The sequence below is a fragment of the Janthinobacterium sp. TB1-E2 genome (genome assembly GCF_036885605.1).
Classification (GTDB): Bacteria; Pseudomonadota; Gammaproteobacteria; order Burkholderiales; family Burkholderiaceae_D; genus Janthinobacterium; species Janthinobacterium aestuarii.
Map to the genome: position 1 here is coordinate 226,674 of NZ_CP142523.1, position 16,104 is coordinate 242,777.

At 64.2% G+C, this 16,104-nt stretch carries 15 protein-coding genes and 1 tRNA gene; 14 read left to right on the plus strand and 2 right to left on the minus strand.

Annotated features, from left to right (window positions below):
• The first annotated feature begins 18 nt into the window (after nt 1-18).
• The 9 genes from OPV09_RS00930 to OPV09_RS00970 all read left to right on the plus strand — a co-directional run bounded on the left by OPV09_RS00930 (nt 19) and on the right by OPV09_RS00970 (nt 10,951).
• Nucleotides 19-1,641, plus strand: a complete 1,623-nt coding sequence (locus tag OPV09_RS00930; protein ID WP_034752436.1) for a carboxyl transferase domain-containing protein — start codon at nt 19-21, stop codon at nt 1,639-1,641.
• Nucleotides 1,642-1,663: 22 nt separating this feature from the next.
• Nucleotides 1,664-2,452, plus strand: coding sequence for an enoyl-CoA hydratase/isomerase family protein (locus OPV09_RS00935; RefSeq protein WP_034752440.1), 789 nt, complete (start codon nt 1,664-1,666; stop codon nt 2,450-2,452).
• A gap of 44 nt (nt 2,453-2,496) precedes the next feature.
• The gene (gene bioA, locus OPV09_RS00940; protein WP_338680186.1) at nt 2,497-3,825 is read left to right on the plus strand and encodes an adenosylmethionine--8-amino-7-oxononanoate transaminase; all 1,329 of its coding nucleotides are present in this window, start codon (nt 2,497-2,499) and stop codon (nt 3,823-3,825) included.
• 1 nt (nt 3,826) lies between these two features.
• Nucleotides 3,827-5,023 carry an 8-amino-7-oxononanoate synthase gene (bioF, locus tag OPV09_RS00945; RefSeq protein ID WP_338680187.1) on the plus strand — a complete coding sequence of 399 codons (1,197 nt, stop codon included), beginning with the start codon at nt 3,827-3,829 and terminating at the stop codon, nt 5,021-5,023.
• The gene (gene bioD / locus OPV09_RS00950) at nt 5,013-5,804 is read left to right on the plus strand and encodes a dethiobiotin synthase (protein WP_034752447.1); all 792 of its coding nucleotides are present in this window, start codon (nt 5,013-5,015) and stop codon (nt 5,802-5,804) included. The genes bioF and bioD overlap by 11 nt, the downstream gene beginning before the upstream one ends.
• A gap of 45 nt (nt 5,805-5,849) precedes the next feature.
• Nucleotides 5,850-6,896 carry a biotin synthase BioB gene (bioB, locus tag OPV09_RS00955; protein ID WP_034752449.1) on the plus strand — a complete coding sequence of 349 codons (1,047 nt, stop codon included), beginning with the start codon at nt 5,850-5,852 and terminating at the stop codon, nt 6,894-6,896.
• A 159-nt stretch (nt 6,897-7,055) separates the two neighbouring features.
• Nucleotides 7,056-9,083 carry an acetyl/propionyl/methylcrotonyl-CoA carboxylase subunit alpha gene (locus tag OPV09_RS00960; RefSeq protein WP_034752451.1) on the plus strand — a complete coding sequence of 676 codons (2,028 nt, stop codon included), beginning with the start codon at nt 7,056-7,058 and terminating at the stop codon, nt 9,081-9,083.
• Nucleotides 9,084-9,093: 10 nt separating this feature from the next.
• On the plus strand, nt 9,094-10,026 hold the full coding sequence (locus OPV09_RS00965; RefSeq protein ID WP_338680189.1) for a glyoxylate/hydroxypyruvate reductase A: 933 nt from the start codon (nt 9,094-9,096) through the stop codon (nt 10,024-10,026).
• 1 nt (nt 10,027) lies between these two features.
• Nucleotides 10,028-10,951: a hydroxymethylglutaryl-CoA lyase gene (locus tag OPV09_RS00970; RefSeq protein WP_034752456.1), complete on the plus strand. Its 924-nt coding sequence runs from the start codon at nt 10,028-10,030 to the stop codon at nt 10,949-10,951.
• Nucleotides 10,952-11,124: 173 nt separating this feature from the next.
• On the opposite strand, the gene OPV09_RS00975 is transcribed toward OPV09_RS00970, so the two are convergent.
• Nucleotides 11,125-11,201: transfer RNA gene (locus OPV09_RS00975), tRNA-Pro, on the minus strand.
• 205 nt (nt 11,202-11,406) lie between these two features.
• On the opposite strand from OPV09_RS00975, the gene OPV09_RS00980 reads away from it, so the two are divergent.
• Nucleotides 11,407-12,009, plus strand: a complete 603-nt coding sequence (locus OPV09_RS00980; protein WP_338680190.1) for a hypothetical protein — start codon at nt 11,407-11,409, stop codon at nt 12,007-12,009.
• A gap of 38 nt (nt 12,010-12,047) precedes the next feature.
• Here OPV09_RS00980 and rsmI read toward each other — a convergent pair whose 3' ends face one another.
• A complete protein-coding gene (rsmI, locus tag OPV09_RS00985; protein ID WP_338680191.1) occupies nt 12,048-12,956 on the minus strand; it encodes a 16S rRNA (cytidine(1402)-2'-O)-methyltransferase in 909 nt (302 codons plus the stop codon).
• Nucleotides 12,957-13,121: 165 nt separating this feature from the next.
• Here rsmI and OPV09_RS00990 point away from each other — a divergent pair, with 165 nt between their 5' ends.
• The 4 genes from OPV09_RS00990 to OPV09_RS01005 are packed head-to-tail and all read left to right on the plus strand — an operon-like array spanning nt 13,122 to nt 16,038.
• On the plus strand, nt 13,122-14,339 hold the full coding sequence (locus OPV09_RS00990; RefSeq protein ID WP_338680192.1) for a penicillin-binding protein activator: 1,218 nt from the start codon (nt 13,122-13,124) through the stop codon (nt 14,337-14,339).
• A 9-nt stretch (nt 14,340-14,348) separates the two neighbouring features.
• On the plus strand, nt 14,349-14,708 hold the full coding sequence (locus tag OPV09_RS00995) for a YraN family protein (protein ID WP_338680193.1): 360 nt from the start codon (nt 14,349-14,351) through the stop codon (nt 14,706-14,708).
• A gap of 57 nt (nt 14,709-14,765) precedes the next feature.
• Complete coding sequence (locus tag OPV09_RS01000; RefSeq protein ID WP_034752465.1) at nt 14,766-15,362, plus strand: phosphoheptose isomerase; 597 nt, start codon at nt 14,766-14,768, stop codon at nt 15,360-15,362.
• Nucleotides 15,355-16,038, plus strand: a complete 684-nt coding sequence (locus tag OPV09_RS01005) for a BON domain-containing protein (protein WP_034752466.1) — start codon at nt 15,355-15,357, stop codon at nt 16,036-16,038. The genes OPV09_RS01000 and OPV09_RS01005 overlap by 8 nt, the downstream gene beginning before the upstream one ends.
• Nucleotides 16,039-16,104: the final 66 nt, after the last annotated feature.

Below are 16,104 nucleotides of genomic sequence, written 5' to 3' on the forward strand. Positions count from 1 at the left end.
TAATAAAAAGGAACCGCAATGCCGCACATCGAAAGCAAACTCAATCCGCGCAGTGAAGATTTCAAGGCCAATGCCGCGGCCATGCAAGCCATCGTCGACGATTTGCGTGACAAGGTGGAAAAGATCGCGGCCGGCGGCGGCGAAGCGGCTGCCGCCAAGCACCTGGCGCGCGGCAAACTACTGCCGCGCGACAGAGTGCAGATGCTGCTCGATCCCGGCACGCCCTTCCTCGAGTTTTCCCAGATGGCGGCTTACGCCATGTACCAGGACGCCAAGGGCGTCGATGCGGCGCCCGCCGCCGGCATCATCACCGGCATCGGCAGGGTCTCGGGCCAGGAATGCGTCATCGTGTGTAACGACGCGACAGTCAAGGGCGGCACGTATTACCCGATGACGGTGAAAAAACACTTGCGCGCCCAGGAAATCGCCGACCAGAACAACCTGCCGTGCATTTACCTGGTCGACTCGGGCGGCGCCAATCTGCCGAACCAGGACGACGTCTTCCCGGACCGCGACCATTTCGGCCGCATCTTCTACAACCAGGCAAATCTGTCGGCCAAGGGCATCCCGCAGATCGCCGTCGTGATGGGTTCTTGCACGGCCGGCGGGGCCTACGTGCCGGCCATGAGCGATGAATCGATCATCGTCAAGGAGCAGGGCACGATTTTCCTCGGCGGCCCGCCGCTGGTGAAAGCGGCCACCGGTGAAGTAGTGACGGCTGAAGACCTGGGTGGCGGCGACGTGCACACGCGCTTGTCCGGCGTGGTCGACCACCTGGCGCAGAACGATCTGCATGCGCTATCGCTGGCGCGCACCATCGTCTCGAACCTGAACCGCACCAAGCCGCAGCAGATGGCGCTGCGCGAGTCCGTCGAACCGAAATACCCGACGCAGGAACTGTATGGCGTGATCCCCGTCGATACGCGCAAGCCGTTCGACGTGCGCGAAGTCATTGCGCGCATCGTCGACGGCAGCGATTTCGACGAATTCAAGGCCCGCTACGGCACCACCCTGATCTGCGGCTTCGCGCACATCTATGGCGTCAAAGTCGGCATCATCGCCAACAACGGCATCTTGTTCTCGGAATCGGCGCTGAAAGGCACGCATTTCATCGAATTGTGCTGCCAGCGCAAGATCCCTCTCGTCTTCCTGCAAAATATCACGGGCTTCATGGTGGGCCGCAAATACGAAAACGAAGGCATCGCCCGCAACGGCGCCAAGATGGTGACGGCTGTCGCCACGGCCGCCGTGCCGAAGTTCACGGTCATCATCGGCGGCAGCTTCGGCGCCGGCAACTACGGCATGTGCGGCCGCGCGTTTTCCCCGCGTTTCATGTGGATGTGGCCCAATGCACGCATTTCCGTCATGGGCGGCGACCAGGCCGCTTCCGTGCTGGCGACCGTCAAGCGCGACGGCATCGAGGGCAAGGGCGGGCAGTGGAGCGCGGACGAAGAAGCGGCCTTCAAGCAGCCGATCAAGGATCAATACGAACACCAGGGCCACCCCTACTATGCCACCGCGCGCCTGTGGGACGATGGCGTGATCGACCCGGCCGACACCCGCATGGTGCTGGGCCTGGGCCTGTCGGCCGCGCTCAACGCCGAGATCCCGGACACGAAGTTCGGCGTATTCCGCATGTAACGGGCAATAAGGGGAGAAGACCATGGAATTTGAAACCTTAAAGCTGGTCATCGAGGGCAATGTCGCCACCGTGACCCTGAACCGTCCCGACGTGCGCAACGCCTTCAACGAGACGACGATCGCCGAACTGGCGCGCGCCTTCGAAGGCCTGGGACGCAGCGACATGGTGCGCGCCATCGTGCTGGCGGCGAATGGCGCGGCCTTTTGCGCCGGTGCGGACCTGAACTGGATGAAGAAGATGGCAGGCTACACGCATGCCGAAAACCAGGCCGACGCACTGCAGCTGGCGCAGATGCTGCGCACGATTTACCTGTGTCCCAAGCCCGTCGTGGCGAAGATCCAGGGCGACTGTTATGCGGGCGGCATGGGCCTCGTCGCCGCATGCGATATCATTCTGGCTGCGGAAGACGTGCATTTCTGCCTGAGCGAGGTGCGCCTGGGACTGATTCCGGCCACTATTTCACCGTATGTCATCAAGGCCATGGGCGAAAACGCGGCACGCCGCTATTTCCTGACCGCGGAGCGATTCTCCGCTCAGGAAGCGCTACGCATCGGCTTTGCCCACGAGGTAGTCGAGGCAAGCGCGCTGGACGCGAAAACCGCCGAGGTGCTCAAAGCGCTGACGGGCAACAGCCCGCACGCCGTGGCGCAAGCGAAAATGCTGGTGCGCGAGATCGTCGGCCAGCCGGTCGATGACGCGCTGTTGGCGGATACCGCCGAGCGCATCGCGCAGATCCGCGCCTCGGAGCAGGGACGCGAAGGCGTGCAATCGTTCCTCGACAAGCGCAAGCCGAGTTGGCTCATGGGCTAGTTAATAGTCCAAAGCCCATGGACTAAGAAATCATTGGAGCAGTTTTGAAAGCAGAAAAACAATCGGGCTGGGTCGAACGCAGTCTGCGCAGCGTGTGGCATCCGTGCACGCAAATGCAGCATCACGAGACTGTACCGCTCATCCCCGTCAGCCATGGCCGCGGCGCCTGGCTGTACGACCACGAAGGCCGACGCTACCTGGACGCCATCAGCTCCTGGTGGGTGAACCTGTTCGGCCATGCGAATCCGCGCATCAATGCGGAACTCAAGGATCAGTTGGACCGCCTGGAACACGCGATGCTGGCCGGCTTCACGCATGAACCGGTGATCGAACTGTCGGAAAAACTCTCCGCATTAACTGGCGGCGTGCTTGGCCACAGCTTTTACGCGTCCGATGGTGCATCGGCCGTGGAAATCGCCCTGAAAATGAGTTTTCACGCATGGCGCAACAGCGGCAAGAGCGAAAAACAGGAATTCGTCTGCCTGAAAGGCAGCTACCACGGCGAAACCATCGGCGCCCTCGCCGTCACCGATGTCGCCCTGTTCAAGGATGCCTACGGCCCCCTGCTGCGCGCCACGCAGACGGTGATGTCGCCCGACTTTCGCCAGGCAGCCGAGGGCGAGACCGCCGAGGACGTGGCGCGCCGCGCGGCCGCCGAAATCGAGCAGCTGTTCCAGAAAAAAGCCGACAAGATCGCCGCCATCATTATCGAGCCGCTGGTGCAGTGCGCGACCGGCATGGCCATGCACGACCCGCTGTACCTGTCCTTGGTGCGCGCCCTGTGCGACCGCCATCAAGTCCATTTGATCCTCGATGAAATCGCCGTCGGCTGCGGCCGCACGGGCACCTTCTTTGCGTGCGAGCAGGCCGGCATCTGGCCCGATTTCGTCTGTCTCTCCAAGGGCATCAGCGGCGGCTATCTGCCGCTGTCCCTCGTGATGACGCGCGAAGACATCTACCAGGCGTTCTACAGCACCGACGTGCGCCGCGGCTTTTTGCATTCGCATTCGTACACGGGCAACCCGCTGGCCTGCCGCGCCGCGCTGGCGACCCTGTCGATTTTCGAGGAAGACGATGTGCTGGCGGCCAACCACGTACGCGCTGAAAAAATCACGCGCGCCCTGGCGCCGCTGGCGCAGCACGAGCGCGTAAAACACTTCCGCCAGCAGGGCATGATCTGGGCCTTCGATGCGGTGGACGCTGCCCCGGATTTTTCGCGCCGCTTCTTCAGCACGGCGCTGGAACACGAACTGTTGATGCGCCCCATCGGCTCCACCGTCTACCTGATGCCGCCGTACATCCTCGACGACGAGGAAATCGCGGGCCTGGGCCAGCAAACGCTGGCCGTCTTCAATCATGTGATCGGGGCCTGAGATGGAACTGATCGCGCGATTACAACTGCAGCTGCAAGGGCTGGAAGAGCGTAGCCTGATCCGCCGCCGCCGTACCGTCGACACGCCGTGTGCGCCGCGCCTGACGGTCAATGGCCGCGAAATGCTGGCCTTTTGCAGCAATGACTACCTGGGCCTGGCCGCGCATCCGCGCATCGTGGAAGCGCTGAAAGAGGGCGCCGACCTGTATGGCGCCGGCAGCGGCGCTTCGCACCTGATCAGTGGCCACAGCCGCGCCCACGCGCAGCTGGAAGAACGCCTGGCGGCGTTCGTTGGCGCCAACCTGGAACAGGCGCGTGCCCTGTATTTCTGTACAGGCTACATGGCGAATTTAGCTGTGCTGACGGCCCTGTCGGCCGGCGATCCGGACGCCGAGATTTTCTCGGAAGCGCTGAACCACGCTTCGCTGATCGACGGCACGCGCCTGGCCCGCGTCAAGACGCGCGTGTATCCGCACGCCGACCTCGATGCCCTGGCGGCCCTGCTGGCGGCCAGCACGGCACAGACGAAAATAGTCGTCACCGACAGCGTCTTCAGCATGGATGGCGACCTGGCGCCGCTGCCCGCGCTGCTGGCCCTGTGCGAACGCTATGGCGCCTGGCTGGTGGTCGACGACGCGCACGGCTTTGGCGCGCTGGGAGCCGCTGGCCGTGGCGCGCTAGAACATTTCAATCTGCATTCGCCCTACCTCGTGTATGTGGGCACCCTGGGCAAATCGGCCGGCGTGGGCGGCGCCTTTGTGTGCGCGCACGAAGCCGTGATCGACACCCTGATCCAGAAGGCGCGCCCCTACATCTTCACCACGGCGGCCGCGCCGGCGCTCGCGCATGCGCTCTTGGCCAGCCTGGACATCATCGCCGGGGAAGAAGGAAAACAACGCCGGGCTCACCTGGCGGCGCTGGTGGCGCAATGGAACGACGGCTTGCAGCTGCGGCGCTGGCAAGCCTTGCCGTCGGTGACCGCCATCCAGCCCGTCATCATCGGCGAAAATGCGGACATGCTGGCCGTCGCCGCTCAACTGTACCAGCAGGGACTGTGGGTCGGCGCCATCCGCCCGCCCACCGTGCCAGTCGGTACGGCGCGCCTGCGCGTGACCCTGTCGGCCGGCCACACGGCGCAGGAAGTGGCGCAATTGATCAACGCAGTCAACACCCTGGAAAGGACTCGCCATGAGCCTTGATGATCCTATCGTGGCGGACGTGCTGGCGGATCTGGCGCCGGCCGTGCAGCCTTCGCCGGCGGCCACCGGCCTGCCATCGCGCTTTGCCTGTTTCGTCACCGGCACCGACACGGAAATCGGCAAGACCCTGACCTCGTCGGCCCTGCTGCACGCGCTGGTCGCGCGCGGCGTGCGCGCCTGCGGCATGAAGCCAGTGGCCGCCGGCGCCGAAATGCGCGACGGCGAACTGCATAATGAAGACGCCGACAGCCTGATCGCCGCCGGCAACGTCACCATGCTGCGCAGCCTGACGACGCCGTATATGCTGAAGGAACCGGCTGCACCGCACATTGCCGCCGCGCTCGAAGGCGTGAGCATCGAGTCCGTGCCGATCCTGGCCGCCTACCTGGAAATCGCCGCCGCCTCGGACGCCGTCGTGGTCGAAGGCGTGGGCGGTTTCCGCGTGCCGCTGTCGCCAGGTTTCGACTCGGCCGACCTGGCGCAGCAGCTCGATTTGCCCGTGATCCTCGTGGTCGGCATGCGTTTGGGCTGCATCAGCCAGGCCTTGCTGACGGTGGAAGCCATCGAAGCGCGTGGCTTGACGGTGATCGGCTGGGTCGCCAACACCCTGGAAGTGGAAATGCGCTTCCTCGACGAAAATATCGATGCGCTGATCGAGCGCATCCCGGCACCGCTGCTGGGCAGGGTGCCGCGCCTGGCGCAGCCGAGCGCGGAAGCGGCGGCCGCGTATCTCGATTTCACCGGCTTGCCCAACTGGCCGGCGCAACAGCCGAACACCTGAACCAAACAATTAATCGTATCCAAAAATAGAAGCGAAGGAATCACCATGTCCGTAGTCCAAGAAGCAGCAAAAACCGTCGAACTGCACCGCCCTGCGGCGCGCATTACCCTGCCCGAAGCGGCCACCTGGCCCATCGATGATGTGCTGGCCCTGTTCGACCTGCCATTCAATGACCTGATGTTCAAGGCCCAGCAAACGCACCGCGTCAACTTCCCCGACGGCGACGTGGAACTGGCGACCTTGTTGTCGATCAAGACGGGCGGCTGCGAGGAAGACTGCGGCTACTGCCCGCAGGCGGCCCGCTACGACACGGGCGTGGAAGCGAAAAAAATCCTCGATATCGACACCGTGCTCGACGCGGCCCGCCAGGCGAAAGCCAACGGCGCCACGCGCTTCTGCATGGGCGCCGCCTGGCGCGGCCCGAAAGACCGCGACATGGACAAGGTCGAAGAGATGGTCAGCAAAGTCAAAGCGCTGGGCCTGGAAACCTGCGCCACCCTGGGCATGCTGGAAGAGGGACAAGCGGACCGCCTGAAAAACGCGGGCCTCGATTTCTATAACCACAACCTCGATACGGCGCCCGAGTTCTACGACAACGTCATCTCGACGCGCGAATACCAGGACCGCCTGGACACCTTGGGCCGCGTGCGCGAGGCGGGCTTGAAAGTATGCTGCGGCGGCATCGTCGGCATGGGCGAGACGCGTCTGCAACGCGCGGGCCTGATCGCCCAGCTGGCAAACCTGAATCCGTATCCGGAATCGGTGCCCGTCAACCACCTGGTGCAGGTGGAAGGCACGCCTTTGTTTGGCCTGGAAGCGCTGGATCCGTTCGAATTCGTGCGCACGATCGCCGTGGCCCGCATCACCATGCCGAAAGCGCGCGTGCGTTTGTCGGCCGGCCGCCGCCAGATGGGCGAAGCCGTGCAGGCGATGTGCTTCCTGGCTGGCGCCAACTCCATCTTCTACGGCGACAAGCTGCTCACCACCGACAACCCGGAAGCGGAAGACGACCGCGTCTTGCTCGGCAAACTGGGCTTGCAGACGCGCGGCGCCATGCTCGAATCGGTACAGAAAGAGAAGTGCGGCTGCTGATGACAGCCTTGTCGGGTTACGCCGTGCCGGCTAACCCGACCTACGAATACCGCCTCACCAATGCGTAGGTCGGCTTAACGCAAAGCGCGTAAGCCGACACGCCAGCAGACAAGGTCCGCCAAGAGACAGCTGCCCTTTTTGAGAGAATAGAGAGAGACCATGTTCACTAAAATCCTGATCGCCAACCGCGGCGAAATCGCTTGCCGTGTCGCCGCTACCGCGCGCCGCATGGGCATCCAGACCGTCGCCGTGTATTCGGAAGCGGACGCCAACGCCAAGCACGTCGCCGTGTGCGACGAAGCCGTCTTGATCGGCCCCGCGCCGGCCAAGGAAAGCTATCTGTGCGGCGACAAGATCATCGCCGTGGCACTGGCCACTGGTGCGCAAGCGATCCACCCCGGCTATGGTTTCCTGTCCGAGAACGCCGACTTTGCCGACGCCTGCCACGCTGCGGGCCTCGTCTTCATCGGTCCGCCGGCATCGGCCATGCGCGCCATGGGTTCCAAGTCGGCCGCCAAGTCGCTGATGGAAAAAGCCAATGTGCCGCTGGTGCCCGGCTACCACGGCGAAGAACAGGATGCGGACTTCCTGCATGGGCAGGCCGACAAGATCGGCTACCCCGTGCTGCTGAAGGCGTCCGCTGGCGGCGGCGGCAAGGGCATGCGCGTCATCGACAACAGCGCCGACTTCAAGGCCGCGCTGGCCTCGTGCAAGCGCGAAGCGATCAGCTCTTTCGGCGACGACAAGGTGCTGGCCGAGAAATACCTGTCGCGTCCGCGGCATATCGAAATCCAGGTGTTTGCCGATACGCTCGGCAACTGCATCTACCTGTTCGAGCGCGATTGCTCGGTGCAGCGCCGCCATCAAAAGGTGCTGGAAGAAGCGCCGGCGCCTGGCATGCCGGCCGATCGCAGGGCCGCCATGGGCGAAGCGGCCGTTGCCGCCGCCAAGGCCGTCGGTTACGTGGGCGCGGGTACGGTGGAATTCATCGCCAACCAGGATGGCTCGTTCTACTTCATGGAGATGAACACGCGCCTGCAGGTGGAACATCCGGTGACGGAAATGATCACCGGCACGGACCTCGTGGAATGGCAGTTGCGCGTTGCCTTTGGCGAACCGCTGCCGAAAAAACAGAGCGAACTGGCCATCCACGGCCACGCCATCGAAGCGCGCATCTACGCGGAAAATCCGGAGAAGGGCTTTTTGCCATCGATCGGCACGTTGCGCCACATGCAGTCTCCATCGGCCGTCACGTTCGAACTCGGTGGCACGGTGGTGCCGGCGTCCGTGCGTATCGATTCGGGCGTGCGCGAAGGCGACGCGATCTCGCCATTCTACGACCCGATGATCGCCAAGCTGATCGTCTGGGGCGCGGACCGCCGCGAAGCGCTGGCGCGCATGGCGCAAGCACTGGCCGACTACCAGATCGTGGGCCTGGCCAGCAATATCGCCTTCTTGAAACGCCTCGTTGAAGGCCAGGCATTTGCCAGCGCGGACCTCGACACGGGCCTCATCGAGCGCAATCAAGCGTCGCTGTTCCCCGCCTTGCAAGCGGCGCCCGACACGGCCCTGGCGCTGGCGTCCGTCGCCCTGCTGCTGGAAGAAAAAGCGGCGGCCGAAACACAATCGGCCAACCGCGCCGACCCGTGGGGCAATGCCCTGGGCTGGCGTCTGAACAGCACCCTGGGTCGCAGCCTGTCGTTCGCCGATGAATTCACCTCGGCTGGCGAGGGCAAGGCCTACGCGGCGCGCGTTGCCTACAAGACGGATGGCTGGCTGTTCAACGGCCAGCCACTCTCCCTGACGGCGAACGCTGGCCTGGAACTGCACATCAAGCTCGGCGAGCGTGCCGTGCACGGCACCGTGCGCCGCGACGGCGAACAGTTCCACGTATTTACCAACGGCTTGCATTACACCTTGCACTACAACGATCCGATGGCGCATGCGGGCGAAGTGGAAGCGGAAGGCGGGCGACTGACGGCGCCGATGCCGGGCAAGGTCGTCGCCGTGCTGGTGAACAAGGGCCAGGACGTCAAGAAGGGCGAGCCTTTGGTCATCATGGAAGCGATGAAGATGGAGCACACGATCGCCGCGCCGCACGACGGCCTGGTGGAAGACGTGCTGTATGCGGTCGGCGACCAGGTGGCCGATGGCGCGCCGCTGCTGGCCTTCAAGGCTGCCGCATAAAGGTAAGCACATGCGCATCCTGTTACAACGTTCGGACGGCAAGGAAGCGGCGTGGATCAGCGACTTCTGCGACTTGCTGCCCGAAGCAGAAATCCTCTTCTGGCGCGATGGCGAAGCGGTTGAACCATGCGACTACGCCGTAGTGTGGCAGCCCCCCGCCGCCATGCTGCCCGAGCTGGCGAACGTCAAGGCCATCTTCAATACGGGCGCCGGCGTCGACGCGCTGCTGAAATTCGGCGACGCGTTGCCCGCCCACGTGCCGCTGGTGCGCCTCGACGACGCGGGCATGGGCGTGCAAATGGCCGAATATGTGAGCCACGCCGTGCTGCGCCACTTCCGCCGTTTCGACGATTACGAGGCGCAGGGCCGCGCGGGCATCTGGCAGCCGCTGCCCGCGTTCGACAAGGCGGACTTTCCTATCGGCGTGCTGGGCATGGGCGTGCTGGGCCAGCGCGTGCTGCAAGCGCTGGCGCAATTCGAATTCCCGCTACGCGGATGGAGCCGCAGCCCAAAACATGCCGATGGCGTGCAATGCTATGCAGGCGAAGAGGGGCTCGATGCCTTTTTGCGCGGCACGCGCGTGCTCGTGTGCATGCTGCCGCTCACGCCCGACACGCACAACCTGCTCGACCGCGCACGCCTGTCGATGCTGCTGCCAGGCGCCTATGTCATCAACGTGGCGCGCGGCGCGCTTATCGCCGAACCGGATTTGCTGACGCTGATCCGCTCCGGGCATATCGCGGGGGCGACCCTGGACGTGTTCCGCAACGAGCCGCTGCCGCAGCAGCACCCGTTCTGGCAAGAACCCCGCATCACCATCACGCCGCATATTTCGGCCGCCACCCTGCGCCGCGAAAGCGTGGCGCAGATCGCCGCCAAGATGCGCCGCCTGCAAGCCGGAGACTCTGTCGCCGGCATCGTCAACCGTTTGCAAGGATATTGAGATGAACCCTACTACCAGTCTGCCCAAGCAGGTCAAGATCGTCGAAGTAGGTCCGCGCGACGGCCTGCAAAACGAAAAGGAAACCATCAGCGCCGCCGTCAAGATCGAGCTGGTCGACCGCCTGACCCAGGCCGGCTTCGTCAACATCGAGGCGGCATCGTTCGTCTCGCCGAAATGGGTGCCGCAGATGGCCACCAGCGCGGAAGTGATGGACAAGATCGCGCGCCGCGCCGGCACGATTTATTCGGCGCTGACGCCAAACATGCAAGGCTTTGACGCAGCGCTGGCGGCGAAGGCCGATGAAGTGGTGATCTTCGGTTCCGCGTCCGAGGCCTTCTCGCAAAAGAACATCAACTGCTCGATCGCCGAATCGATCGCCCGCTTCGAAGGCGTGGCGAAGGCGGCCAAGGAACACGGCCTGCGCCTGCGCGGCAGCATCAGCTGCGCCTTCGGCTGCCCTTACCAGGGGGACGTGCCGCTGGACGCCGTAGCCGACGTGGTGGGCCGCATGCGCGATCTCGGCTGCGACGAGATCGACATCGCCGACACCATCGGCGTGGCCACGCCGCGCCAGACGCAGGCGGTGATGGAGCGCGCGATTGCCGCCTTCCATGTGGGCGGGCTGTCCGGCCACTTCCACGACACCTACGGCCAGGCGCTGGCAAATATCTACGCCAGCCTGGAAACGGGCATCGCGATCTATCACTCGTCCGTCTCGGGCCTGGGCGGCTGCCCGTACGCCAAGGGCGCCACCGGCAACGTGGCGACCGAGGACGTGCTGTACATGATGCAGGGGCTGGGCATCGCCACCGGCATCGATCTGGACCTGGTGGTGGACGCAGGGCAGTTCATCTCGCAGCAGCTGGGCCGCAAGGGATCTAGCCGCGCCGGCAACGCCATCGCGGCGAAGCGCGCAGCTGTGTAGGTCGGATTAGCGCGCAAGCGCGTAATCCGACGCCACCAAGGACATGGCCAACACTGTTGTCGGGTTACGCGCTGCGCGCTAACCCGACCTACCCGACCGACCCCGGCGTACGTGAACCGTACAGGCGAAAAAAAACCCAAGAGCCTAAACTCTTGGGTTTTTTTCTACAAATTTGGTCGGAGTACAAGGATTCGAACCTTGGACCCCCTGGTCCCAAACCAGGTGCGCTACCGGGCTGCGCCACACTCCGAAGACCAAGATAATACAGGCCGTATCGACTTCGGTCAAGGGTCAGGTGAAACTCTGTGTAAATTATTTACGCGCGGTACTGGGATGCATGTATTTTTCAACATGCCGGAAATATGCGACACTGGCTTGGCAAGTTTTCCCGATCAGACATGAAGGCGACGACGGCAATGGAGTTCAGGATAGAAAGAAGCGGCGGCGGCCAGCCCATGCCGAGCCGCCGCGGCATCGTGCTGGGCATCGCCGTGTCCTTGCTGCTGCATGGCGCATTGATCACTCTGTGGCGCCATGTGCAGCCAGCCGCGCCACCGGACACGGCCCCGCGCGTGGAGTCGATCGCCGTGTGGATACGTCCGCTGGCCGCCAAGCCGCCCCCGCCGCCCGTCGAAGTCGTCAAGCCGAAGCGCGAACCAAAACCCATCAGCAAGCCGAAACTCGCCACGACCCGGGAAACGCCGGCGGCGCCCACGGCGCCAACATCGAGCCCGCAATCCGTCACGGTCGTGCCGGCATCACCGGCCACGCCGGCGGCCAGTCCCGATACCGTCAGGCAAGAAACGCCGGAAACGCCAAAGTTCGACATGGAAGCGGCCAGGAAAACGGCGCGCAAGATGGCCGGCGAGCGCGATCCATCCAAGGTGGGTACGGCCGTGGGGCAAATCCCCGACAAGCCGCTGCAAACGGAAACCCAGCTGGCGCGCGACATCGCACAAGGCAAGCGCGGCGATTGCCGCACCGCCTATTCAGGCGCAGGCTTGCTGGCGCCCGTGTTGATGTTGTTGGACAAGAAGGATAGCGGCTGCAAGTGGTAATAATTTAATAACACGCCAGCAATGGGCAGGCCTGTAAATTATTCCTGTCCCTTCAATTGCAACGCCCGCTCATACAGCGCATTCTTCTTGCGCCCCGTGATTTGCGCCGTCAAATTCGCCGCCTGCTTGACGCTGCATTCGGCCAGCAGGATATTGAGGATGCGCTCCGCTTCCACGTCTTCCGCGTCCTGCGCTTGCGTCGCGCCTTCGAGCAGGACGACGAATTCTCCCTTTTCACGGTGCGCGTCGGCGCGTATCCAGCTTTCCGCTTCGGACAGGGGACAGCGGTGGATTTCCTCGAACAGTTTCGTCAGCTCGCGCGCGAACACCACCTGGCGCGTCGGTTCGAACGCTTCCACCAAGGCCGTGGCGCAATCGAGGATGCGGTGCGGCGCTTCATAGAACACCATCGTCGCCGTCACGCCGCGCAGGCTGTGCAACATGTTTTCGCGCTGCTTGGCTTTCGCGGGCAGGAAGCCGACAAAGTAAAACTGGTCATTCAACAGGCCGCTGGCGGAAATGGCGGTAATCGCCGCCGACGGGCCGGGCAGGGGCAGCACGCGCAGGCCGGCCGCGCGCACGGCGTCGACGATGCGCGCACCGGGGTCGGACACGGCGGGCGTGCCGGCGTCGGAAACGAGGGCGATGCGCTCGCCGGCGTGCAGGCGGGCGATCAGGGTCTGCGCCACTTCGCGTTCGTTATGTTGATGCGCCGCAATCAGGGGCTTGTTCAAGCCAAAGCGCGTCAACAGGTGCGCCGTGTTGCGCGTATCTTCACAGGCGACGGCATCGGCAAGGCTCAGCAGATGCAGCGCGCGCAGGCTGATATCGGTCACATTACCGATCGGCGTGGCCACTATATACAATGTTGCGATAGGATAGACCTGGTGCGCCGCCTCTGTCATGATGGGCAGGCTGGCGATGGAACTGATTTCTTGTACGGTCATTTTGGAGGTTAAATGCTTGCTAATAGTGTGAAGTTACTGCTTGTTTGTGCCGCGACCGGCATGCTGAGCGCTTGCAGCACGCCTTGCGACGCGCCCGGGCAATTGTGCGCGCCTATTGAATCTAACACAAGGGCGCTGCCGCCACCGAAGCCGCTGCCACCGCCCGTGCCGCCCAAGCCGCCCGCGCCCGAACCTGTGACGTTTGCCGTGGCCGTACCCGATATTACCGCCTACGACGGCAATGGCGCGCCGCTGGCGCCCATCAATACCAAGCCGGCGACCGGCACGCCGCAGGACATGCCGGCCGCCACGGCGCCGGCGCCGTCGGACGGCAAGGTCCACCACATCGGCCTGCTGCTGCCGCTGCGCTCCGCTTCCCTGGGCCCGGCCGCCGAGCTGCTGCGCGCCGGCTTCATGGCCGCGTATGAGCGCGACCGCAGCGGCTTTGAAGTGACGGTGATCGACACGGGCGACGGCAGCAGCGACGTGCTGAACAAATTCGCGCAAGCACAGGAAGAACAGGACATCGTCGTCGGGCCTTTGTCGCGCTCGGCCGTCACGGCCGTGGCCAACAGCGACCTGGTACGCAAGCCAACGATCGCCCTGAACCACCCCGACAACCGCGGCGAGGCGCGCCTGCCGGCCAAGCTGCTGGTGATGGGCTTGTCGATTGAGGCGGAAGCGCGCCAGGTCGCCGCCTGGGCCGCCAGCGAACAGCCGGGCGCCAGCGCACTGGTCCTGTCGGCCGGTTCGCCCTCGCAGCGCCGCATCAGCGCCGCCTTCAAGCAGGAATGGCTGCGCCAGGGCGGCAAGATCGAGACGATGGACTTGACGGCCACGAATGGCTACCTGAGCGATGCCGAGCTGGTACAACTGCGCGCGCGCCTGGCCGCCACGCCACCGGGCCTGCTGTTTGCCGCGCTCGACGCCGACCAGGCGCGCCAGTTGCGCGTGGCCATCGGCAGCGATCTGCCCCTGTATGGCACCTCGTCCTTGAATCCCGGCGCCGGGCGCGGCGCCAGCGGCCCCGAACTCGACGGCGCGCGCTTGCTGGACCTGCCATGGCAAGTGCAGCGCGAGCATCCGCAAGTGATGGTGTATCCGCAGCCGCCGCAACCGGCCGACGCCCGCCTGACGGCCGACATGGAACGCCTGTACGCGCTGGGCATCGATGCCTTCCGCGTGGCGCGCGAAGTGGCGCTGCGCCCGAACGCGCCATTTACCCTTGATGGCGTGACGGGCCGCCTGGCCGTGCGCTTCGAGAATGAGCAAACAGTATTCGAACGCACAGAACAGGCCGCCACCTATCAGCAAGGCGTGCTGGGCACCTGGCCACCGGCCGCGCCGGCGCCGGCGCCTGTCTCTGTGCCGCCGGCCCAATAAGGACACGCCATGCCACCCCTGCCTTTCCAGAATAAACAGGCACGGGGACGGCAAGGGGAAGACGATGCGCTCGCGTATCTGCTGCTGCAAGGCCTGGTGCTGCTGGAGCGTAACTATCTGTGCAAGGGCGGCGAGCTGGACCTGATCATGCGCGATGGCGCATCCGTCGTCTTCGTCGAAGTGCGGCTACGCAGCAGTGCAGCCTTCGGCGGCGCCCTGGCCAGCATCACGCCAGCCAAGCAGCGGCGCATGACGGTGGCCGCGCAAACCTGGCTGCTGCGGCAAAAAACCGTGCCGCCCTGCCGTTTCGACGCGCTGGCCATTGATGGCGGGCGCATCAGCTGGCTGAAGAACATCCTCGATATGTAAGCATTTTTAACAGTGCTTGTCCGCCATGCCGCGCGCCTGCACTATAATCGGCAGACTATGAATAATCAACGCATCCTCTCGCACTTCCACGAAAGTGCCGAACTCAAGATCCAGGCCGCCACCGTACTGGCGCAACCCATTGCGCAGGCGATCGACCTGATGTTTTATGCATTGTCCAACGGCAACAAGATTCTCGCCTGCGGCAACGGCGGTTCCGCCGCCGACTGCCAGCATTTCGCAGCCGAGCTGGTAGGGCGCTTCGAACGCGAGCGCTTTCCGCTGCCGGCCCTGGCGCTGACGACGGATACGTCGATCCTGACGGCCGTGGCCAACGACTACAGCTACCGCGAGATCTTCTCGAAGCAGGTGCAGGCCTTCGGCCAGGCCGGCGACATCTTGCTGGCCATTTCCACGTCGGGCAATTCGGCCAACGTGATGGCCGCCGTGGAAGCGGCGCTCGAGCGCGAAATGCGCGTCGTGGCGCTGACGGGCAAGGACGGCGGCGCCATCGGCAAGATGCTGACGGACGCCGACGTGCATATCTGCGTGCCGGCCGAGCGCACGGCGCGCATCCAGGAAGTCCACCTGACCACCATACATTGCATCTGCGACGGCATCGACGTCGCGCTATTCGGAGGAGACGTGAATGACTAAATTCGGTACTGGCCCAGGCTGGAAACGCGTACAACGCCCATTGGCCACCGCACTGCTGTGCGGCGCCATGCTCACTTCGCTCACCGGCTGCATCGAATTGATGGTCGGCGGCGCGGTGATGGGCGGCGTTGCCGCAGCGGACCGCCGCACCCTGGGCGCCCAGACCGAAGACAAGTCGATCGCCGTCAAAGGCGAGTCGCGCATCCCCTCGATCACCGGCGACGTGGGCCATGTGAACGTCACCAGCTTCAACCGCCGCGTCCTGCTGACGGGCGAAGTGCGCGACGAGGCGATGAAAAATGCCGTCGAGCGCGAAGTGCGCAATATCGAAGGCGTGGAATCGGTGGCCAATGAATTGATCATCGCCGGTCCGGCCAGCTACACCTCGCGCTCGAACGACGCACTGATCACCACCAAGGTCAAGGCCAGCCTGGTCGACATGAAAACCATCTCGGCCGCCTCGTTCAAGGTCGTCACGGAAAACGCCACCGTCTTCCTGATGGGCCGGGTCACCCAACGCGAAGGCACGGTCGCGGCCGACGTGGCGCGCGGCGTGGGCGGCGTGCAGAAAGTAGTCAAGCTGTTCGACTACATTTCGGAATCGGAACTGAAGCAGTTGCAGCCCGATCCGGCGCCAGCACGCACCACCAGCACTGGCGACACGGCGCAGCAATAAACGCCTCCTCCGTTTGACCTACGGCTTTGATGCGGCGATATGGCTATAATGGCCGCATCGCCGCGC